The sequence below is a fragment of the Streptomyces sp. NPDC101152 genome, from assembly GCF_044768275.1.
Lineage (GTDB): Bacteria > Actinomycetota > Actinomycetes > Streptomycetales > Streptomycetaceae > Streptomyces.
This window is the reverse complement of the sequence record NZ_JBIWPO010000084.1, coordinates 1-18,934: the sequence shown is the minus strand read 5'-3', so window position 1 is coordinate 18,934 and position 18,934 is coordinate 1. Positions and strand designations below refer to the sequence as shown.

At 68.9% G+C, this 18,934-nt stretch carries 19 protein-coding genes and 3 pseudogenes; 11 read left to right on the top strand and 11 right to left on the bottom strand.

The features are described from left to right. Together ACIRVK_RS43290 and ACIRVK_RS43285 are read left to right on the top strand one after the other, a co-directional pair. Positions 1 to 261, top strand: a 261-nt coding sequence (locus ACIRVK_RS43290) for a TetR family transcriptional regulator C-terminal domain-containing protein (protein ID WP_404257305.1), incomplete at its 5' end; no start/stop codon positions are given. Between the two features lie 649 nt (positions 262 to 910). Next, positions 911 to 1,090 carry a hypothetical protein gene (locus ACIRVK_RS43285; protein ID WP_404257303.1) on the top strand — a complete coding sequence of 60 codons (180 nt, stop codon included), beginning with the start codon at positions 911 to 913 and terminating at the stop codon, positions 1,088 to 1,090. A 140-nt stretch (positions 1,091 to 1,230) separates the two neighbouring features. Here ACIRVK_RS43285 and ACIRVK_RS43280 read toward each other — a convergent pair whose 3' ends face one another. The 4 genes from ACIRVK_RS43280 to ACIRVK_RS43265 form a co-directional block, all read right to left on the bottom strand. After that, on the bottom strand, positions 1,231 to 2,472 hold the full coding sequence (locus ACIRVK_RS43280) for an FAD-dependent monooxygenase (RefSeq protein ID WP_404257301.1): 1,242 nt from the start codon (positions 2,470 to 2,472) through the stop codon (positions 1,231 to 1,233). Positions 2,473 to 2,713: 241 nt separating this feature from the next. Further along, positions 2,714 to 3,730, bottom strand: coding sequence for an NAD(P)/FAD-dependent oxidoreductase (locus ACIRVK_RS43275; RefSeq protein WP_404257311.1), 1,017 nt, complete (start codon positions 3,728 to 3,730; stop codon positions 2,714 to 2,716). A gap of 67 nt (positions 3,731 to 3,797) precedes the next feature. Beyond that, positions 3,798 to 3,920 carry a hypothetical protein gene (locus ACIRVK_RS43270; protein ID WP_404257299.1) on the bottom strand — a complete coding sequence of 41 codons (123 nt, stop codon included), beginning with the start codon at positions 3,918 to 3,920 and terminating at the stop codon, positions 3,798 to 3,800. A gap of 416 nt (positions 3,921 to 4,336) precedes the next feature. Beyond that, positions 4,337 to 4,960: a TetR/AcrR family transcriptional regulator gene (locus ACIRVK_RS43265; RefSeq protein ID WP_404257297.1), complete on the bottom strand. Its 624-nt coding sequence runs from the start codon at positions 4,958 to 4,960 to the stop codon at positions 4,337 to 4,339. Positions 4,961 to 5,253: 293 nt separating this feature from the next. Here ACIRVK_RS43265 and ACIRVK_RS43260 point away from each other — a divergent pair, with 293 nt between their 5' ends. The 7 genes and pseudogenes from ACIRVK_RS43260 to ACIRVK_RS43230 all read left to right on the top strand — a co-directional run. Then, on the top strand, positions 5,254 to 6,198 hold the full coding sequence (locus tag ACIRVK_RS43260; protein ID WP_404257295.1) for an alpha/beta fold hydrolase: 945 nt from the start codon (positions 5,254 to 5,256) through the stop codon (positions 6,196 to 6,198). 319 nt (positions 6,199 to 6,517) lie between these two features. Continuing rightward, positions 6,518 to 7,498, top strand: a complete 981-nt coding sequence (locus ACIRVK_RS43255; protein WP_404257294.1) for a 2-hydroxyacid dehydrogenase — start codon at positions 6,518 to 6,520, stop codon at positions 7,496 to 7,498. A 31-nt stretch (positions 7,499 to 7,529) separates the two neighbouring features. Continuing rightward, positions 7,530 to 7,832 carry a hypothetical protein gene (locus tag ACIRVK_RS43250; protein ID WP_404257292.1) on the top strand — a complete coding sequence of 101 codons (303 nt, stop codon included), beginning with the start codon at positions 7,530 to 7,532 and terminating at the stop codon, positions 7,830 to 7,832. A gap of 29 nt (positions 7,833 to 7,861) precedes the next feature. Further along, positions 7,862 to 8,869 carry an NAD(P)H-binding protein gene (locus tag ACIRVK_RS43245; RefSeq protein ID WP_404257290.1) on the top strand — a complete coding sequence of 336 codons (1,008 nt, stop codon included), beginning with the start codon at positions 7,862 to 7,864 and terminating at the stop codon, positions 8,867 to 8,869. Between the two features lie 84 nt (positions 8,870 to 8,953). After that, positions 8,954 to 9,774, top strand: a pseudogene (locus ACIRVK_RS43240) (MFS transporter); the annotation flags it as partial. 33 nt (positions 9,775 to 9,807) lie between these two features. Next, complete coding sequence (locus tag ACIRVK_RS43235) at positions 9,808 to 9,990, top strand: hypothetical protein (protein ID WP_404257288.1); 183 nt, start codon at positions 9,808 to 9,810, stop codon at positions 9,988 to 9,990. Between the two features lie 473 nt (positions 9,991 to 10,463). Further along, positions 10,464 to 10,559 (top strand): annotated as a pseudogene (locus tag ACIRVK_RS43230) (IS5/IS1182 family transposase); the annotation flags it as partial. A gap of 242 nt (positions 10,560 to 10,801) precedes the next feature. Here ACIRVK_RS43230 and ACIRVK_RS43225 read toward each other — a convergent pair. Then, the gene (locus tag ACIRVK_RS43225; protein ID WP_404257286.1) at positions 10,802 to 11,572 is read right to left on the bottom strand and encodes a transposase; all 771 of its coding nucleotides are present in this window, start codon (positions 11,570 to 11,572) and stop codon (positions 10,802 to 10,804) included. Positions 11,573 to 11,690: 118 nt separating this feature from the next. On the opposite strand from ACIRVK_RS43225, the gene ACIRVK_RS43220 reads away from it, so the two are divergent. After that, positions 11,691 to 12,242 (top strand): hypothetical protein, encoded by a 552-nt coding sequence (locus ACIRVK_RS43220; RefSeq protein ID WP_404257309.1) that lies wholly within the window; start codon positions 11,691 to 11,693, stop codon positions 12,240 to 12,242. Positions 12,243 to 12,303: 61 nt separating this feature from the next. Here the strand turns inward: ACIRVK_RS43220 and ACIRVK_RS43215 are convergent, their stop codons facing one another. From ACIRVK_RS43215 to ACIRVK_RS43195, 5 genes and pseudogenes are all read right to left on the bottom strand, one after another. After that, on the bottom strand, positions 12,304 to 13,065 hold the full coding sequence (locus ACIRVK_RS43215) for a methyltransferase domain-containing protein (protein WP_404257284.1): 762 nt from the start codon (positions 13,063 to 13,065) through the stop codon (positions 12,304 to 12,306). A gap of 391 nt (positions 13,066 to 13,456) precedes the next feature. Continuing rightward, a complete protein-coding gene (locus ACIRVK_RS43210) occupies positions 13,457 to 14,323 on the bottom strand; it encodes a hypothetical protein (protein ID WP_404257282.1) in 867 nt (288 codons plus the stop codon). Between the two features lie 529 nt (positions 14,324 to 14,852). Beyond that, the gene (locus ACIRVK_RS43205) at positions 14,853 to 15,731 is read right to left on the bottom strand and encodes a ribosome-inactivating family protein (RefSeq protein ID WP_404257280.1); all 879 of its coding nucleotides are present in this window, start codon (positions 15,729 to 15,731) and stop codon (positions 14,853 to 14,855) included. A gap of 295 nt (positions 15,732 to 16,026) precedes the next feature. After that, complete coding sequence (locus ACIRVK_RS43200; protein ID WP_404257278.1) at positions 16,027 to 16,221, bottom strand: LuxR C-terminal-related transcriptional regulator; 195 nt, start codon at positions 16,219 to 16,221, stop codon at positions 16,027 to 16,029. A gap of 350 nt (positions 16,222 to 16,571) precedes the next feature. Next, a pseudogene (locus ACIRVK_RS43195) lies at positions 16,572 to 17,285 on the bottom strand (APC family permease); the annotation flags it as partial. 286 nt (positions 17,286 to 17,571) lie between these two features. On the opposite strand from ACIRVK_RS43195, the gene ACIRVK_RS43190 reads away from it, so the two are divergent. Next, a complete protein-coding gene (locus ACIRVK_RS43190) occupies positions 17,572 to 18,138 on the top strand; it encodes a hypothetical protein (protein ID WP_404257276.1) in 567 nt (188 codons plus the stop codon). A 13-nt stretch (positions 18,139 to 18,151) separates the two neighbouring features. Here the strand turns inward: ACIRVK_RS43190 and ACIRVK_RS43185 are convergent, their stop codons facing one another. After that, positions 18,152 to 18,820 carry a DUF4118 domain-containing protein gene (locus tag ACIRVK_RS43185; RefSeq protein ID WP_404257307.1) on the bottom strand — a complete coding sequence of 223 codons (669 nt, stop codon included), beginning with the start codon at positions 18,818 to 18,820 and terminating at the stop codon, positions 18,152 to 18,154. Between the last annotated feature and the right edge of the window lie 114 nt (positions 18,821 to 18,934).

The following is an 18,934-nucleotide window of genomic DNA, read 5'->3' as shown; positions in this document are numbered from 1 at the left end:
ATCGGCGCCTCCGACGCGGAGGTGCAACGCCTGGCCAACGACTGCTTCACCGTGGTCGCGGAGGCGGTGGCCGAGTGTGTGCGAGCGGCGCAGCGCAATGGCGACATCGACCCCGACGCGGATCCCGACGACCTCGCCTACCTTCTGCTGACCATCATCCGCGGGAGCGATGTCATAGGCGCGGCCGGCCACAGTCCCGCCCGCCTGACCTCGATCGCGGAGAGCGCGTTCGCACTCCTGCCCCGTCAGCGCCAAAGCTGAGAAGCGCACCGCCGGCCTCGTCGCACAGGCATCTGACGCGGCCGGCCCACCTCGCCGCCCCGGAGGCACGGCCCGCAGGTTCACGCACCGCCGCGCGGTCATCCGGGCGGGTGGTGAAGAACTGCCCCCGCATCCGGTTGAGTTGCTCCCCCGCATGCGCGGTGTCGCCGGGCTTGAACTGCACGGTCAATCGGCCGAACCCTCGCCGCATCAGACGGTGGCGCTTCGGCCGCCGCTCCGCCAACTCGGACCGCGTTTGCAGGAATTCGTGAGCCTGCATGGCGACCACGACACGGCCCGGGTCAGCGCCGGAGGCTGGCCGGTTGAGCAGAACCTGCTGGACATCGACGTACAGGTCCACCACATCGACCAACTCGTCCGGGTAAGGCTCACTCATAGCCACGATCTTTGTCTCTGCGCGACCAGAGCGGGGGCCGACTTTCGCTTCCCCAGGCTCAACTCTCGCCGCGGCCATCGCGGCCGTGCCCAACCACCATAGCGAGAGCCCTACACCGGCCGACTGCGTTCGTTCCTCAACAACGCACGCACCAGCATCGGACCCGGCTCCTTCGTCGTCCGCGGCCCGCCGTGGTGGCGGCGATTCCACGACCAAGCCGCGGCGCCGATGGCCCGCCTCGCCAACCGCGTCATGCGCTCTGAACCCGCCCAGGGTCCGCTGCAGCTGCACCGCCTCGACCGCAAGACCGGGATCGCGTGCAGCCGGTGCGGCACCCACAGCCAGACCACGGTGGTCGCCACCCTCGACGCAGACTGGACCAGGCTCGTCGACCGCGGCTGCTACGACGCGTGGAGCGAGCAGCTCGGGTGAACCCCGATGTACCGGATAACAGCCTGTGCTCCGGTACATGAACCTCCCGGCCATCCCCGCGACCTGCGTCCGAGCATTCGTTCAACGAAGTTGCGGGCCCAGACGACCTCGTTCTCCCGCTCGTATTCGAGGAACTCCACTCACGCTGCAGCGGCGGCGATATCCAGACTTTTCATACGCGCACTCTTGGTCCTCGTCTTGGCAAGCAGCCGGCCGGCGATCGGCAGCTGGCCGAGGCGGATCAGCAAGGACCGAAGCAGCAACTCGGCGCGGTTGCCTGGGGTGAGGAAACTGCGCATGCTCACACCGCTGCCGAGGTGGTGGTCGATGAACGGGCGCAGGTGGTCCTCCCAGTCCTGCAGCGCTCGTGGCACGTCGTGCGGGTGGCGTTCCAGCATGGTGCCGAGCAGGTCCGCCCCGGCCAGTCCGGTGGATGCCCCCATGCCGGAGTAAAGGGTCAGGCACCACGCGGCGTCGCCGACGAGCACGACTCGGCCGCGGTGCCAGTGGTCGAGGTGTACCTGCTCGGCGGAGTCGAACAGGTGGTCCGGGGCCTTCTCGAACTGGTCGAGCAGCCAACCGAGCGTGGAGCCGGTGGGCTCGGGGCCGTAGGCGGCGCGCAGCGAGTCGATGGCCGGCCGGGTGAACTCGGCGTCCACGTCGTCGGTGCGGTAGGAGAACAGCACCGACGGCGGACGGTCGGCGAACGGGAACACCCACGCCGATCGGCCCGCCTCGGCCAGGGTCAGCCCGTCCTGTAGGCGGTAGCCGGGTACCGGCTCGGGCAGGCTGTACACGGCGATCATGTAGTTCAGCCGACGGATCGGGCTCTGCTCGGACTCGAACGCAAGCCCGCGCACCGTCGAGCGCAGTCCGTCTGCCCCGACCACCAGGTCGAACCGTTCGACGGTCGACGTCTCCGTCGTCAGGTCGCGGATCTCGACGTCCACCCCGTCGAGGCACTGGTCCAGCGCGATCGGCACGGTCAAGTACCGGATCTCGACCTCGTCGGGCAGGGCGGTGAAGGCCGCGTCTTCGATGTCACCCCGCACCGACAGTCGAGACCCGGGGAACACATCGGCGTAGCTCACACCGCGGCGGCGCCGACCCGTGCGGTCGACGTCGTAGCTCACGCTTTCCGGAGCGACGCGATTCGACACCGCATCGGCGAAGCCCAACCGTTCGGCGGCGGCGAGCCCGGTCCCGAACAGGGCGATGAAGTATCCGCCGCGGCGCCGCTCGGGGGCCTTCTCCAGCACCACCACGTCCCAGCCCGCGCGATGCAGGCGCAGCGCGGAGGCGGTCCCACTGATCCCGAGGCCGACCACCAGGGCCCGCTGTCGCGATGTCGTGTTCTTGTCCATGGGATTGCGCTCCGACATTGTCGTGTCCTCCATCTGGTGGGGGTGGGTCGGCCGTTCAGGAAGCCGAGCATGTGGAGTCGTCGAGGCGGGCGAGGACGTCGAGGAGTGTGGCGTTCACCTCCGCGGGACGCTCCTGCTTGCTGGGTATGGCTGAAACCGTCTGGAACCTGATCAGCTTCCAGACGGGAAAACAGATCGGTTTCCTCACTGATGAAGGTGAGGCGAGCGGGTGACGGGCTGAGATCTCAGGGCTTCGAGATCATCGCGTGGCCGCTGTGGGGCTTGCTTCGGCGGTCTTCTGGAGGGCCGCGTCGGTGTCGGCGATGGCCAGCATCCTGTTGATGTCGGCGCCGGCCAGGGCGCCGGCCGCTGCGGAGGCCCCGACCTGGGCAACCGGATCGGTGACGTTGCCGGCCACCCACACACCCGGCACCTCGGTGATCCCGGCCGTGCCGGAGGCGAAACCGCGGCCCACCGGCAGGTCCTGGACCGGCAGGCCCAGACCTTCCAGGCCCTGGGTGCGGCCCTGCATCCGCGGGCCGACCGCGAGGACGCGGCGGGCCACGACCTGGCCGTCGGCCAGGCGCACCCCGGCGAGGGCACCGTCCTCGTCGTCGACGATCTCGGTGACCGGGGTGTCGATTACGCGGATGCCGCGGGCGGCGAAGCGGGCGCGGTTGTCCTCGTCCAGGTCTGTGCCGTGGGTGAAGTAGGTCAGATCCTCGGTCAGCTGACGGAACAGATACGCGTGGCCGATGGAGCCCGGGCCGGTGGCGAGGATGCCGATGGGCTCGTCGCGCACCTCCCAGCCGTGGCAGTACGGGCAGTGCACCACACTGTGCCCCCAGTGCTCGGCGAGCCCGGGCACCTCCGGGAGCACATCCCTGACGCCGGTGGCCACCAGGATGCGGCGGGCGGTGATGCTGCGGCCGTCGGCCAGGGTGACGGTGAACCGCAGGTCCCCGTCCGCCGACGGGGCGGCGGACTCGGCCGAGACCACCTCGCCGGACACGATGCGTCCGCCGTACTGGCGCACCTGCTCCCGGCCCCGTCGAAGGATCTCGGACGGCGGGGTGCCGTCCAGGGCGAGAAGGCCGTGCACGGCCTCCGCGGGCGCGTTGCGCGGGGAGCCGCCGTCGATCACGACGACCGAGCGGCGGGAGCGGGCAAGGATCAGTGCACCGTTCAGCCCCGCAGCGCCCCCGCCGATCACCACCGCGTCGACGGTCCCCTCGGCCAGTGCGTCACTCGCGTACGCAGGAGTGGTCACAGCCATGGCCTCATGCTCTTCCTTGTCAGTCATGGTTCGGTCAACCCTTCGAGTTCTGAGTGGTTGCAGAGGGTCAGTTGTTCAGGAAGCCCAGGAAGTGGTCGGCGACCGTCTGGGGCTGCTCCAGGTGCGGGAAGTGCCTCGCGCCGGGCCCGTGGAGGTAGAGCGACGGGACGGTGAGGCGCCAGGTATGCACGCGGCCTGTCCGAAGCTCAGGACGATTATGTACTGAACAGTCAGAAACCTATGCGGTTCTGTACTGAGTTGTCAAGTGCGGTCGGCCTGATGCCGCATCTTTCCGAGTTGGAATGATGCACGTCATACCGAAAAAGGTGGATCCCGTGGCGAGGGCCCGAGCCGTCCGGCTGGTGCTATAGCGCAGCGGCGGCCGACGGACCATCATCCGCTGCGGCGTGCGTTCGGCGGCTGAGCGTGTAGTTCAAGCCCGGCGGCACCGCGTATGCGGTGGAGTAACTCGACTGGATGCGGGCGTAGTTCTCCGCCAGCCGCCCGGATGACCGCCCGGCGGCGCGTAAGCGGGCCGTGCCTGCGCGGCGTCGAGGTGGGCCGGCCGCGCCAGATGCCTGTGCGACGAGGTCGGCCGTGCGCTTCTCAGCTTTGGCGTGGGCGGGGCAGGAGTGCGAACGCAGTTTCCGCGATCGAGGTCAGGCGGTCGGGGCTGTGGCCGTATGCGCCGACGACGTCGCTCCCGCGGATGACGGTCAGCAGGAGGTAGGCGAGGTCGTCGGGGTCGGCGTCGGGGTCGATGTCGCCATTGCGCTGTGCCGCTCGCAAACACTCGGCCACCGCCGTCCGGACCACGGAGAAGCAGTCGTTGGCCAGGCGTTGCACCTCGGGGTCGGAGGCGCCGATCTCCAGGGCCATCTTGGCGGCGAAGCAGGCCGCCCCCGCCCGGTCAGAGGCGGGGGGTACGTCGGGGGCGAGTGGCACCCCGTGGACGGCGCGGAGCAGGTAGGCGTGCAGTCGTTCCAGTGCGCCCTCGTCCGGTCCGGCGAGCATCTTCGGCGGGCCCTGCCCGAGCCGGGCGACGTAGCCGGTCATGGCCTGCAGCAGCACGCCGTGTTTGTCGTCGAACGCGGCGTAGAGGCTGCCGCGGCCCAGGCCGGTGGCGGCGCTGATGTCGTCGACGCTCGTGCCGTTGTAGCCCGAGGTGCGGAACTGCCGCTCGGCGGCATGCAGGACGTGGTCGGGGTCAAAGCTTCGTGGTCTGGCCATTCATCGAAGGTAAAGCCGACCCACCCTTCTTGACAACCCAGTACAGAACCCTCTAGGTTTCTTACCGTTCAGTCCACAACGGTCCTGAGGTCACCGGACAGGCTTTGTCCGGGCTTGCAGGACCGCGACGCCGCGGAGGCGGCTTGGACGTTGAACTCATGACGTTCAGGGCGTCGCACGCAGCTCGGCGCAAGAAAGAGCCAGCCGATGAAGGCTGCTTCAAACCCACATGCTCTGGATGACCGCGTGGCCGTGGTCAGTACGGACAAACCGCAAGGAAGGCGCGAGATCCCGTGATTGCTGCAGACGAGACGTTCGACGGCACGTGGCCGTATCCCGCCCGCTTCAACGAGGCGGCCGGCTTCCGCCAGCACTACATCGACGAGGGCCCCGAAGAGCCCGATCAGACGATCGTCATGCTGCATGGCGAGCCCACGTGGGGCTACGAGTGGCGCCACCTGATCGGGCCGCTGTCACGCCACCACCGCGTGATCGTCCCCGACCACATGGGCTTCGGCAAGAGCGAGACACCGCAGGACCGCACATACGACGCGGACGAGCACATCCTCAATCTCGAATCACTGCTCGTCGACACCCTCGACCTCACCAACATCACCCTGGTGGTCCGTGACTGGGGCGGCCCCATCGGCACCGGGTTCGCACTGCGTCACCCCGACCGGATCTCCCGGATCTTCGCCACGAACACCGTGCTGCCCCTCGCAGACGACATCGCCCCTCTCATGATGGCCAACGGCGCCGAGAGCCGGTGGTTCCAGTGGGCCCACTCGGCGCTCTCAGACGGTTCGTTCGAGCAGATCCTCGGAAACGCGGGTCACACCATCGCCCAGCTGATGATCGACCTGCAGCATGTCGCCCGGCCCGAGATCGCCACGCCGACCTGGATCCGCGCGTACTCCAGCCCCTTTTCGACCCCGGCGGAGTGCCGCGGTGTCATCGCCTTCCCCCGGCAGGTCCTGGAGGGCCCGCAGGGCCCCCCGCCCGGCCCGCCGCCCATGGAAGCCGTCGCCGCGCTGCGCGCCGTGCCGGCGATGCTGGCGGTCGGGATACGGGACACCGCACTGCTGCCCCAGTACGTGATCCCGTCGTTCCGGCTGGTCTACCCCGACGCACCCGTGGTCGAGATCCCGGGCGCCGGCCACTTCCCGACCGAGGACGCGCCCGAGACGCTGCTGGCCCTGCTCGAGCTGTTCCTGCAGACGACGCCCGCGCGGACCTGAACCCTCGATGTCGAACGGGCGGCTGCTCGCGTGCGGAGCCGGCCCTTCGCCGTGCGGCAGGTCTGTGGCTACGAAGCCGAGTGGCCGCCGGGACGACGGTGCCCGGCCACGACTCTCCGTCGTCGACGGCGTTCCCCCGTCCTCCGACTACACCTCACCCCAACACCTTCCGGTGCGGCTCCACGGTCTCAGCCCGTCACCCGCTCGCCGCACCTTCATCGGTGAGGAAACCAATCAGTTTCCAGACGTTTTCAGTCATGACCAGCAAGCAAGCAGCACGAGCGTCGCGTCCCCGCCGACCTCATTGAGGAGTGACAGCATGACCACCGCCCCGAAGAACGTCCTCGCCGTCATCGCCCCGCACGTCGGCGGGCGTGCCGCCGGCGCCGGACTCGCCGCGCTCTTCCCCGGCGAGGCGAACGTCACCGTCGTGGAGGCGGCCGACGAGAACCCGGACGCCCTGCGCGAGGCACACGTGATCATCACCGCTCTTGCCCCGGTGACCGCCCGACACCTGGCCGCTGCACCGGAGTTGAGGCTGGTGCAGTGCGCGAGCCACGGCTTCGACTACGTCGACGTGGCGGCGGCCCGTGGCCGAGGGGTGCGGGTGGCCAACATCGGCTCCAGCGGCGCCGAGTCGCAGAACGTGGCCGAGCAGACCTTCGCGCTGATGCTCGCGCTCGCCAAGCAGCTCGTCCCCGCGCACACCGCGCTGGTCGAGGCCGACTGGGCCCTGCCCCGCCTCCAGGGCTCCCTGACCGAGCTGTCCGGCAAGACGCTCGGCATCGTCGGCCTGGGCAACATCGGCCAGGAGGTCGCCCGCCGTGCGGTCGCGTTCGACATGCACATCGTCTACGCCGGCCGCCGGCGGCTGCCCGAGGAGACGGAGGCCCGGCTCGGCGGGGCCCGCCACGTCCCCCTCGACGAGCTGCTGCGCACCGCCGACTACGTGTCCCTGCACGCGCCGCTCACCGACGAGACCCGGAATCTGCTGAGCGCCGAGCGGCTCGCGCTGCTCAAGCCGACGGCGTTCGTGGTCAACACGGCGCGGGGCGCGCTGATCGACCAGGACGCCCTCGCGGACGCGCTGGAGAAGGGAGCCCTGGCCGGTGCGGGCATCGACGTCTTCGACCCCGAACCGCCCACCCCGGCCTTGCGGCTGCTCCAGGCGCCGAACGTGGTGCTCTCGCCGCATCTCGGCGCGGTCACCCGCGAGACGCTGGTCCGCATCGCGCTGGCCGCGGTGCAGAACGTGGCGGACTTCCTGGCGGGCGGCCGGCCACGGGACGTCGTCGGCTGAACTCGCTTACCGGCCATCGGAGTTGACTTACGTGGACCGCTCCGACAGTTGCACGGGCCGCGCGGCCGGCGCCACGGTCCTCGTGATCGACAGCGATCCCGGAGTGGCCGTAGCCGTCGGGTCGGCCAGCCAGCGCTGGGCCGCGGAGCGGTCGCGGGCCTTGACGACGATGATCGGCCCCCGGCTTCGCACCGGTGGCGGAGAGGGCGAGCCGCTCGCCCCAGCGGGGCAGCACCTCCTCCTGCACGGTGTAGTCGATGCTCATCGGGTCGCTTCCGAGGTCAACGCCACCCTCCTCGCCCGCCTCGACGACTTCACATCCTCGGCTCCCTGAACGCCCCCCACCAGATGAAGGACACAACAATGACGGAACTCAATCCCATTCTGATCACCGGCGCCGGCGGCCAAGTCGGTGGCGTGAGCAGGGTGATGATCGACATGTTGCTCGAACAGGGCCACCCGGTGCGCGCGTTCGTGCGACGGGACGACGAACGCGCGCAGTCGCTGCGCGAGGCCGGAGCCGAGGTCTTCGTCGGCGACCTGCTCAAACTCGCGGACGTGGCCGCCGCGCTGAAGGGTGTCAAGCGCATCTACTTCAGCATGACCCCGCAGCCGTACTACGCCGATGCCCTCACCGTGATGGCCGCGGCGGCGCGAGCCCAGGGCGACATCGAGGCCTTCGTGCACCTGTCCAACTACGAGCAGTCGTACATGACCCTCGAGAAGATGACCACACCGGAAGAGGAGCGGCGTTCCTGGCTCGGCGGACTGGTCACGGACTGGTCACCGCAGCAGCGGGCGCACTGGGTCTGCGAGAAGGTGCTGGACTGGTCCGGCCTCCCGACCATCAACGTGCGTGCGACCCTGTTCGCCGAGAACCCCCATCTGACCTGGATGCAACTGGGCCCGCTGAGCAACGGTGAACTGCGCCTGCCCTTCGGCAACCAGCGGCTCGCGCCCATCGCCGTTCACGACCTGGCAGAGGTGTGCGTGAAGATGCTGGTCGACCCCGCACCGCACATCTCGAAGTCCTACGCGCTCACCGGTCCGGAGCTGAAGGACATGTACGGGTTCGCCGAGGACTACGCAGCCGTGTTGGGACGCCAGGTCGTCTACATCCCTGAGGAGGTGGAGGCCTGGAACGAGGCCTTCCTTGACGAGGCTGTGCTGCAGGAGACCCTGGGCGATCCGGCGACGGCCCGGCACGTGGCGGCGCACCTGAGGATCCAGACCAGGCTGATCGCCGGCGGGCGGTACGACGTCCTCTCCGACCAACTGGACACCCTGCTCGGGCGCCCGCCGCGGACCATGCGGTGGGTGCTGCAGAACAACACTCGCCTGCGCGAACTGATGGTTGCCCCGAGCCAGTGAGCGTTCCAGAGCAAAACATGACGCCACGCGATGGGCATTCAACTTCCGCTCGTCCGCCCCCGTCCCTCTCATGAGCTACGAGAAATGGCCGGGCCTTACGCGCGGCGCTGGTGGGCGCTGCTCGTGCTGTGCCTGAGCCTGCTGATCACGGTGATGTCGAACACGTCGCTGATCGTCGCCGCCCCCGACATGACCACCGACCTGGGCCTGAGCAGCAGTGATCTGCAATGGGTTGTCGACAGCAACACCGTTCCGTACGCGGCGCTGATGCTGGTGCTGGGCGCGATCGGCGACGAGTACAGCCGGCGCGGCGCGCTGGTGCTGGGTCTGCTGATCTTCGCCGGCGGTTCGGAGACGGGGAGCATGGTCGACGAGACCTCGCTGGTCATCGTGGCCCGCGCGATCACGGGTGTCGGTGCCGCGATCGTGATGCCGGCCACGCTGTCCCTGGTGGTCGCGGTCTTCCCCCGCAGCGAGCGGGTCAAGGCCATCACCGCCTGGGCCGCGACCTCCGGGCTGACGGTGGCCGTCGACCCGCTGGTCTCCGGCTGGCTGCTCGAGGACCACGCCTGGGGCTCGACCTTCCTGATCAACGTGCCGATCGCCGTCCTCGCCGTGTTCGGCGCGCCCGCCTGGTACCGCCGTCCAAGGCGGAGGCCATGGGCTGGATCGACTACGTCGGTGGTCTGCTGTCGATCGTCTCCGTCGGCTCCCTGATCTACGCCGCCATCGAGTGCCCGCACTCCGGCTGGGGCGTCGGCCCCGTCACCGCCGCCGTGGTCGCCGGTGTCGGTCTGGTCGCCTTCGCTGCCTGGGAGCTGCGGCACCCGCACCCGATGCTGGACGTCCGAAAGTTCACGCTGCGTCCCTTCACCGGCTCGATCCTCGCGGTGATGTTCTTCTTCGGTATGTTCGCCGTGATCTAGGCCTAGGCCGCCGTGGACGCCGTCCACCAGGCCTTCGCCCACGGTGTCGCCCAGACCATGGCCGCCGGAACACTGATCGTCCTCGCAGTCCTGCCGGGCCGGCGCGGGTTCACGAGGAAGAGCGCCGAACCGGGGGCCGGGGCGGCGGCGAGCGAGGCGGCGACTGTGCGGGAGCACGCCGGGTCCACCCGCTAGATCGCCGACGGGGCGCCCACTGGACGCTGGGGACGCGTCGCGAGATCGACGGGCGACGCATCAGCCGGATCGCCTGCCAGGCGCGTCGGGCTCGAGCCCGACGGCGCGAGACGCGCAGGGCGCGGGCGTGGTCCACGGTCCACGGCCACGCAGATCCTCTGCCGGAACACCTCACCGTCCTTGGCCTCCGGGCCGCCGCAGGGCTCTCCTCCGGGGCGGCCCGGAGGCCAAGGGCCGTGAGGTGACGGCGGCGGTCGCCGCAGACGCCGCCCTGCGACAACAGGCGACCGCCGCTACGCCGCACCCACCGCTACTCGCACCCCCGCGGCAGCGTCGTGCTACCGCCCTCTGAACCTCGCGCCCCCACGGCGCCGCTCGCGCCGGCACTCCTCTGCCGCCGTCACCCTCCGCTGCTCGCACCCTCGCGACGGAGCCACACACCTCACGCCCGCCCCCTTCAAAGCGCAGACGTGCGCGGCTTCGTCGTGCTGCCCCGCCGCTGGGGCGTCGAGAGGTCGCTCGCGTGGATGATGCACGCACGCCGCCATGCCCGGGATTACGAACGGCATCCAGTCCTGAGACCCTGATCACCCGGGCCGTCATCCCCCTCATGACCAGGCGTCTCGCACGGAAGGGGGGCCACCCTCAGCTGGCCAAGGAAACCCACATCGGCCACGAGTGCCTGACAGGCGTGGTCACCGTTCCCCGGTCAAGCGGATTCCCGCAGCCCGTGCTCCATCTGCTCTCTAAAGGCTGTCCCGCAATGATCAACTGAGTCGAGGCCAGCATCGGGGTCGCGCCTCGGGCCGGTCTATCCGGCGAGCGCGAGGTTGTGCAGGCGGGCTATGCCCAGCATGGCGTGATGAACGCCGTCTCCCTTCAAGCGGCAGTCGCGGAGGATCTTCCAGCTCTTCATGCGAGCGAAGGTGTGCTCGACGCGGGCGCGGACCTTGCGGTGTGAGCGGTTGTGCTCCTCTTTCCAGGCTGGGAGTTCGGCCTGTCCGGGTTCGCGGCGGTGCGGGATCACCAGGCCAGTGCCACGGTAACCGCCGTCAGCGATCACCGTGGTGTTGCCGACGGCGGCCTTCGCCCCGGACAACTCCCATGCCCTGCAGTCGTTGCGGTTGCCGGGCACGGGCTGGCCAACCGCGACGACCATCCGTGTATCGGCGTCGATGACGACCTGGTGGTTGGTGGAGTACCGGTAGTTCTTCGCCTGCTCGGCCACTGCGTGGTCACGCGTGGGGACCAAGGTGCCGTCCACGATGAGCACGGTGCCCTTGCGGAACCGCAGGCGCGGTCGCAGCGCGAGCAGCGGTGCAAGGCGGTTGATGATGCGATCGGCCGCAGACTTCGAGATTCCGAACAACGGCGCGAGCTGGCGCAGTGTCAAGTTCGTGCGCCAGTACGCTGCGATCAGCAGGACACGGTCCTCCGGGGGCAGGCTCCACGGTCGGCCTCGGCGGACCGTGTCCGCTCCCTCCCGGCGCAGGGCGGTCACCAGCTTGCCGAAGCAGCGCGGGCTCAGCCCCGTGAACGGGCCTATCCAGGACGGCTGTGACGCCGTGATCATTGCTGCCACGTCGAGATCGTCCCACTACCCCGGAGCCCAGAGCTGCGGAGATCAGTATCTGCCAGAAATCTGTTGGGCGCTTTCGTCACCGGCCGGTACGGTGCGACGCAGAACCAAGGGGGATGAGCTGGTGCGCCCAGTGCTGTTGGTGGACGTGGACGGGCCTTTGAACCCATATGCCGCCAAGCCGCACCGTCGACCCGAGGGCTATCAGACGCACCGCCTGCTGACGCCTCGCTGGGAGGCCGCCGAGCGGCGCCGGCTGACTGAGTGGGGGCTGCCGAACAAACCCGTGAAGCCGCTGCGGGTGTGGCTTAACCCCGATCACGGCCCGGCGCTGGACGCGCTTCCCTTCGACCTGGTGTGGGCGACAACGTGGGAGGAAGAAGCCAACGCCTTCGTCGCACCAGTCCTGGGATTGCCCGAACTGCCCTTCATTCGCTGGCCTTCACCGCGCCCCGAGCCCGGGGACGGTGTGTTCTGGAAAACGCCTGAGATCGTCGCGTGGGCGCAAGGCCGTGCGTTCGCCTGGGTCGACGACGAGATCACAGAGGCGGATCGTACCTGGGTGATGGAGCACCACGACGGTCCCGCCCTGCTGCACCAGGTCGACCCGCGATGCGGCCTTGTCATCGACGACTTCGCGGCGCTGACGGCATGGGCGACCAGCCTTGACTGACTTCGCAGCCGGTCGACAACTGGCTGCGACGCCGTCCTTCGTGATCGTTACGGGACAAGTCTTAGGCGGAGGCGGCAGCCACGAAGAACGGAATGGCGATGAGGAAGCGGCCGGCCTCGGCGCGTCGGCGCTGTTCGGCGACCCACTCATCGGCCTGGCCACGGCCCACGGCACCGCTCGTGCAGGCCCGCTCGGCAAGCATGGTGGCCAACGGCAGCATCGCAGGATCGGTGAACACGCTGGTGTGCACCTCGACGGTGACGTCGTTAAAGCCGCCGTCCAGGAGCAGGTTGCGGTACTGGCGGCCGGCGCGGGGCGTGCCCAGGAGGTCGGCACGGGCGTGCACGATCGTGCGGGTCAGCGCCGCGTCATCAGAGTCGACCATGATGGCGTCCCAGTCCTGCCCGACCAGGACGATCCTGCCGCCCGGGCAGAGGACGCGCCGCGCTTCCGCCACCGCGCGCCACGGCTCCCGAAGAAATTGGAAGACCTTGTCGGCACGGTAGCCGCGCACACTTCCGTCGGCGAACGGCAGATCCTCCGCTCCCGCCTCCCAGAACTCGGCCGCCGGCCACCGTTCCCGGGCCGCGGCCAGCATCCACGGATCGGGATCCACGCCCACCGCGTGGACGCCACGCTCGGCCAGCTCCGCGACGGCCCGCCCGGCACCGCAGCCAACGTCCACGACAGACGAGCCAGGGACAAGAGACAACAGTTCATAGGAGCGGGCCCGCAGCAGGCTGGCGCTCGGCATCTGGTCCGCCGTGTCGAGGAGGGCCAGCATGCCCTCGGTGTCTCGGTCGAAGCTTCGTGGTCTCGCCATACACCGACGGTAAAGCCAGCCCACCCTTCTTGACAACTCAGTACAGAACCGCCTAGGTTTCCAGACTATTCAGCACACAACTGTCCTCGGCTCACCGGACAGGCTGCGTGCACGTCTGGCGCGATCGAGGGCAACCCATGCCTTTGAACTCCTCCGCGCCGCCCGGCGTTGCGACGCCTTCCAGGGCCGGCAGGGCACGGTCTGATCCTCGGGATCCCGGCGACGGCGCGTTTGATCGCCGTACTGGATCTCTGCATCACGAACGTCCCCAGCAAACCGGGGCCGGACTCTCCACAACAGCCCCAGACGGCCTCCATCAGACCCGGAGCGGTTCAGTGCCCGCCGGCCTGAGACCGGCGGGCACTTCGGATCTTGGAGGTGCCGCCACGTGTCAGTGGCAGTCGCTGTACTTGTTGGCGCGCCCGTGGAGGATGAAGCGGAACTGCGGCTGGCCGCTGCTGTTGAGGACATTGGCCGTGCCGTCGTAGTAGTAGTCGTGGTCCACGAGGGCCCGGTAACCGTAGCCGCCCCAGACCTGGGAGGTGTGGTACCCGTTGCCGTCCTTGACGGTGTTCCACGAGTAGCTGTCCAGCCAGAAGTGCGGGTTGACCCGCACCACGCGCTTGAGGGGTCTCGCGCCGAACCATTCCGTCCTGCCGGCCGGGACGCTCATGCCGACAGTGCGCGACCAGCCGACGGACTTGCCGTAGGACCACGAGTACGAGAACTCGGCACCGAGGTTGACATCGAACAGCTTGCCGATGGCGCGCTCGGCACTGACGGAGCCGCCCACCGTCTTGGTGGTGGTCGTCGTGGTCGTGTAGCTCTGCGAGACGTTGTAGTTGAGGGGGCAGCCCTTGTCGCAGTTGCTTGCCGTCTCGGACCAGGCTGTTTCGGCCCCCTCATACGTCCAGGAGGACGACTGGGGGTAGTAGCAGTGGCCCTTGAGCACCTTCCAGTCCGGGTTCAGGTAGACCTTGGCCGCGCGAGCGTCGCCGATCCGGTCGAAGACCGGGGACTTGCCCTGGTAGCTCTTGTCGTGGAGCTCGTGCGTGACGGTGTTGTAGTACCAGACGCTCTGGCCGCTCCGGTTGGAGCCGTCCTGGCAGATGCTCGGCAGCAGGTTGTCCCATTTGCCGTTGAGGTCCGTCTCGTTGGCCGCGCTCGCAGTCGTGGCGGAGGCCAGGCTCAGGCCGCTGACCGCCAGGCCGCAGGCAGCGATGGTGAGCAGCCACTTCTTTACAGGGGTGGGGACCATTTTTCGAGATCCTTTGCTCGGTGGGATGAAACGCGGGTGAGATCGAATACATGGTGGTGAAGGGGGGAGCGAGCGATCTTTCGCGGCCGTGAGTAGTCCGGCAACCCGGTTCACGGGCGTGAACATGCAGATCAGCTGCGTTCCCTGGCATCCGGCCCGTCGCATCACGCGCGGGATCGAGAGGGGTGGAACGGCATACGGGTGCCCGAGCGGCCCGGCGACGCGGTTGTGCGGCGGGCGGAGTTCACTCCACCAACAGGGACGCCAACCGTCGGGGAACGCGGCGCAGTTCGTCATCGGCACCAGCTGGAGCCGGTACCGTCCTGGCCGCAGCAGCGGACCGCCTCGCGGGCGGCCGTGGGGTGGAGCAGTGGCCGGTGTGAGCGGCGTGTATCGCAGACGGGGTGGTACGGCGCGTCGGGGTGTACACCTCGCCAGGGAGCACGTACGCCTCTGTCCCACCCGTGACCAGCGCAACTATCAACTCACTGCCTGACTCACGTACTTCCCGGAGCCGAAGTCGCACCCGTCAGAGTTCGTCCTTGGGGTTGGGGTTGCGGCCGTCATTGAGGGCTGTGGCCAACAAGGCCGCAGCCTGGCGCGCGTTGCCAATGGAGGAACCCGCGACGCTGGTGCTGGCGCCTGGATCGGTGCCGTTGGTCCGGCCCACCAGGACGTGGCTGACCTTGGCCCAGCTCCTGATGAGAGCGACTTGGTGGGCGCTGAGGGTGGCAGAATTCCCGGTGTCAAAGCTTCCAGCAATGCGGTTGGCAATGGGGTTGAACCGGGCGGCCTCGGAGATGCCGAAGATCAGCCTCAGGATGTTGCGGGCCTGGTTGGGGCGGGTGGTTCTGGGATTGGCCAGCTCGTAGACGGCGTTGGCGAAGGTTGCGGGGCCTAGGGTGACGCTGGTGAGGGCAATGTTTCCGCGATTTGATGCAGCGAGGGCGTCGTAGCCCTCGCTGCCGACGAAGTAGTTGTCGTCGGTGGAAGCCGCGTTGGGGAGACCCCCGATGAGGTTCAGGACGCGGTTATGGGCGGTGCCGAGGGTGTAAACGCGCACGACGTACAAATCGCTGAGCCGGACGACCGCGTGCACCGTGACGGTACTCGAGGTGATCACAATGTCGGCGAAGTTGTTGGTCCTGGTGTTGTCGAGGATGGTGACATTTCGTGGCACGCCGTTGGTGTCGATAATGGTGCCGGTTCTGCGCGCGTTGGCATTCGACACAGCAAGGTCCCGCAGCTCCTTCAGCATGCCCTCGTACGCCGGCCGGCCCGCGTCCACATGCCAGTGGATCTGCGGGAAGTTGACCTGGGCTACCTCCTGGGCATTGATGAGCGTGCTGCTCGACGCCGAGGCGGCCGGCGGAGCGGACAGGGACGAAGGGCTGGCCAGCGCGACCACACTGGCGAGTGTGCACGGGAGAATCGCTGGGAGGGCGAAGCGGTGAAGGATGGCAGTACGCATGGTTTCTCCGATCGTTGGTGAACGTCTGGGGATGCCGCGCCCGCGATCTCAGCCTTGGCATCGTGCCCGGAAGGGGTAGGGCGATCGCTGTGACAGCGCGCGCATGCCACTGCGGTACATCTCGCAGGCTCATCGGCAGACCTGCGAGCGGTGCTGCCGCACCGGGCCCGCTCCACTGGGGAGAGGCTTGATACGAGTGTGGTTCGGGGCAGCCTTCGGAACGTGAGTAGTTCTACTCAACCGCTACGTGATGTGCGGCCCACCAAGCGGCGAGCTGGATGCGGGAGGAGAAGCCGAGCTTGGTCAGGATGCGGTCGACGTGGTTGTCGACGGTGCGGGGGGCCAGCACCAGTTCGGCGGCGATCCGGCGGCTGGTCATGCCCTGGGCCACCAGTGCGGCGACCTGCTGCTCCCGGCCGGTCAGCACGCCCGCGGAAGCCTGCGGCTCGGCCCGCCCCGCGGCGCTGTCCGGGGCGAGGGCATACGCGATGGCCTGTCCCAGCCCGTCGATGGCGGCCCCCTCCTTGAGCGCCCTTTCGTAGCCGACGGCGCCCAGAGCTCGCAGCACCTCGGCCTCGCAGTGCGCGTGGTACTCGGCCAGATTGGGACCGAACACGGAGAGCTCGGTGCCGAGGTCCCCCCACAGGGTCCGCACTCTGCCCAGCAGCCTCCCCGCCCGCTCATGGTGGTCCTCGGCGGTGCTGATCCAGGCGAGCAGCTCCAGAAGCAGCGCGGCCCCGAGGTGGTCGTTGAAGCCCCGCTGGATCTCCAGCCCGGCATGGCCTCCACGCCCGTGAGCGCGGCACAGCCGGAGGCGAAAGCTTTCAGCAGCAGCAGCGCGCCCACGGTCGAGGCGTTGTCGGCGAGGACCGAGGCATGCCCGGCCGCGGTCGCCGTGCTCACCGGGTGGGAGCGGAACAGGCCGACGACGATGAGGACGAAGATCGAGCCGACGAAGACGACGGTCGGCACGATGAACGCCTTCGCCGACTCCACGATCCCCCGCAGATTGACGCCCGTGATCAGGGCGAGCACCGCCAGGCACAGCCACAGGCGGTCGTCGTACAGCGCCGGGAAGGCGGACGTCAGGGCGGCCACGCCGGCTGTGACGGCGACCGCGACGTTCAGGACGTAGTCGAGCACCAGGGAAGCGGCCGCCACCAGGCTGGTTCGGGCGCCGAGGTGGGTGCGGGCCACGGCGTAGGAACCGCCGCCGTCCGGGAAAGCTGCGATCACCTGCCGGTACGAGGCCACCAGCACCGCCAGCAGGCCCGCGATGGCCAACGTCACCGGCATCGTGAAGCCCAGCCCGTGCGCACCCGCGGCGGCCAGCACCAGCACGATCGCTTCGGGGCCGTAGGCCACGGACGCCATCGCGTCCAACGACAGGGCGGCGAGTCCGGTGACAGCGGTCAGGCGATGGCGCTCGCCGGTATCCGGCGGCTCCTCGCCGGCGGGGACGGCGCCCGGCTCAGTGGTCAGGAGAGTCATGGGTGCGCGCTCCTTACGTGCTTCGGCCACGCACCAGGGATCGAGAGTGCGCGGCTGCACCCAGGTTCTGGCTCCTTCCCGTCCCTTGCGACTGCTCCTTGCGGCTTCTTCGCGCCCGGGCGGCCGAACTTGACGGAATCTTGACGGCCTGTCCCACGGACGACGTCCCCCTTTGCCGTGCCCCGGGCAACGCGCCCGATGGCCAGGACACAAGAACCGTCCGATTTCCGTTAGAGCCGCATCAAGGCACGGGGACAGCGGCTCTCGGATCACTAGCGTCGGTGTCATGGGACGCCGTGACGACGCATGCGGAGGACCGCTCGACGCGCACGCGGACGATCCGGACGGCGCCGGGGAGGCCACGAACGACCGCGAGTGGACACAGGAGTTGTGGAGCTCAGTCCGCTGCGCCGGCGTACTGCTCGCTCTGCTGCTGCTGGTCGACTGGGGATCGGGGCGGCTCGCCCTGTGGCGCACCGTGCTGTGGCTGGCCCTCGCCGGGCTGCTCTTCGTGGTGCTGTATCCCGCTCGGGTGTCTGCGGGCGGGAACTGGCTGGCCTCGCGCCGGCTGGTGCGTGAGCACCGGGTGCGGACGGACCTGCTGGTGTCGGTCCGCTGTCTGGACGGCATGTCGCAGCGGCTGCTGCTGCGGGACGCTCTGGGCGGTCGCGTTGAGATCGACCCGGAGGTCCTGGTGCGCAACCCGCAGCTGTGGTTGCGCCTGGACGAGGGAGCGCGAAAGTCTGCCGACGACGGGCTGCTGCTGTGCGGTGCGACCGCCTTGCGGGGCATCTCCCGGCGTGTGGACCGGGAGACCGCCCGCGCCGTGTTCAAAGCCTCCGGTCTGGAGTGAGTTCCAAGTCGGTTCAGCGGGCCGGCCCCGACGTGTCCAGGGCGGCCCCCGTCTGGTCGGCCAGGGTCGCCGCGACCAGCCGGGCCTGAAGCGGAGGTACGAGCCCCTGCCCCGGGGTGAGCATGAAGCGCCCGAGGTAACGGGCGTTGCCGTAGACGCGCAACTCGATCTCACCCGCGGGCCAGCCAACTGCGTCCACGTCCCAGGAGCGCCTGCCGACCATCACTCCACCGTCGTTCTGCAGCCGAGGCGGCTGTCCCAGCAGAGTGCCGTACTGGAAGCGGCAGGCGTTCAGGCCAAGTAGTTCAGTGAGTTCACGGCAGACCTCGTCGACCACGGTGTCCGCGTCGAGGGTTGCAACGCGGTGGATGCGCGAGAGATAGGAAGCGTCCGTGACGGTGATCACCTCCAGGCGGCGTGCTCTGGCCGCCAGTTGGGTCACGATCACACCGACGACCAGGAGCAGGACCGCGGTCTCGACGTCCCTGGATGCGGTGATGTCGAAGGTTTCGTACGGCCGTGTGAGGAAGAAGTCGAACCAGGCCGCCGCCGACAGCGCGGCCACTACGCCCGCCTTACGGCTGCCCAGTGCGGCCACGGCGACGACCACCACGACGAGGATCAGGGCGGCGTTGGTGTGCGACACACTCGTGCGGAAGGGGACGAGGGCGAGGGCGACCAGGAAGGGGGCGGCGGGGACCGCGGGGAGGGGGCGCCCGGGGCGCCCCCCCCCCGGGCCGGGGGTTGGGCGGGGCCCAACACAAACGGGGGGGCACCACGCCCCCGGGACAGTTGT

Excerpts from the sequence above, each read along its gene's own strand:
- ACIRVK_RS43285 (WP_404257303.1), top strand. The coding sequence starts at position 911 with ATGCGCTCTGAACCCGCCCAGGGTCCGCTGCAGCTGCACCGCCTCGAC.
- ACIRVK_RS43280 (WP_404257301.1), bottom strand. The coding sequence starts at position 2,472 with ATGTCGGAGCGCAATCCCATGGACAAGAACACGACATCGCGACAGCGG.
- ACIRVK_RS43275 (WP_404257311.1), bottom strand. The coding sequence starts at position 3,730 with ATGGCTGTGACCACTCCTGCGTACGCGAGTGACGCACTGGCCGAGGGG.
- ACIRVK_RS43265 (WP_404257297.1), bottom strand. The coding sequence starts at position 4,960 with ATGGCCAGACCACGAAGCTTTGACCCCGACCACGTCCTGCATGCCGCC.
- ACIRVK_RS43255 (WP_404257294.1), top strand. The coding sequence starts at position 6,518 with ATGACCACCGCCCCGAAGAACGTCCTCGCCGTCATCGCCCCGCACGTC.
- ACIRVK_RS43245 (WP_404257290.1), top strand. The coding sequence starts at position 7,862 with ATGACGGAACTCAATCCCATTCTGATCACCGGCGCCGGCGGCCAAGTC.
- ACIRVK_RS43215 (WP_404257284.1), bottom strand. The coding sequence starts at position 13,065 with ATGGCGAGACCACGAAGCTTCGACCGAGACACCGAGGGCATGCTGGCC.
- ACIRVK_RS43210 (WP_404257282.1), bottom strand. The coding sequence starts at position 14,323 with ATGGTCCCCACCCCTGTAAAGAAGTGGCTGCTCACCATCGCTGCCTGC.
- ACIRVK_RS43190 (WP_404257276.1), top strand. The coding sequence starts at position 17,572 with ATGGGACGCCGTGACGACGCATGCGGAGGACCGCTCGACGCGCACGCG.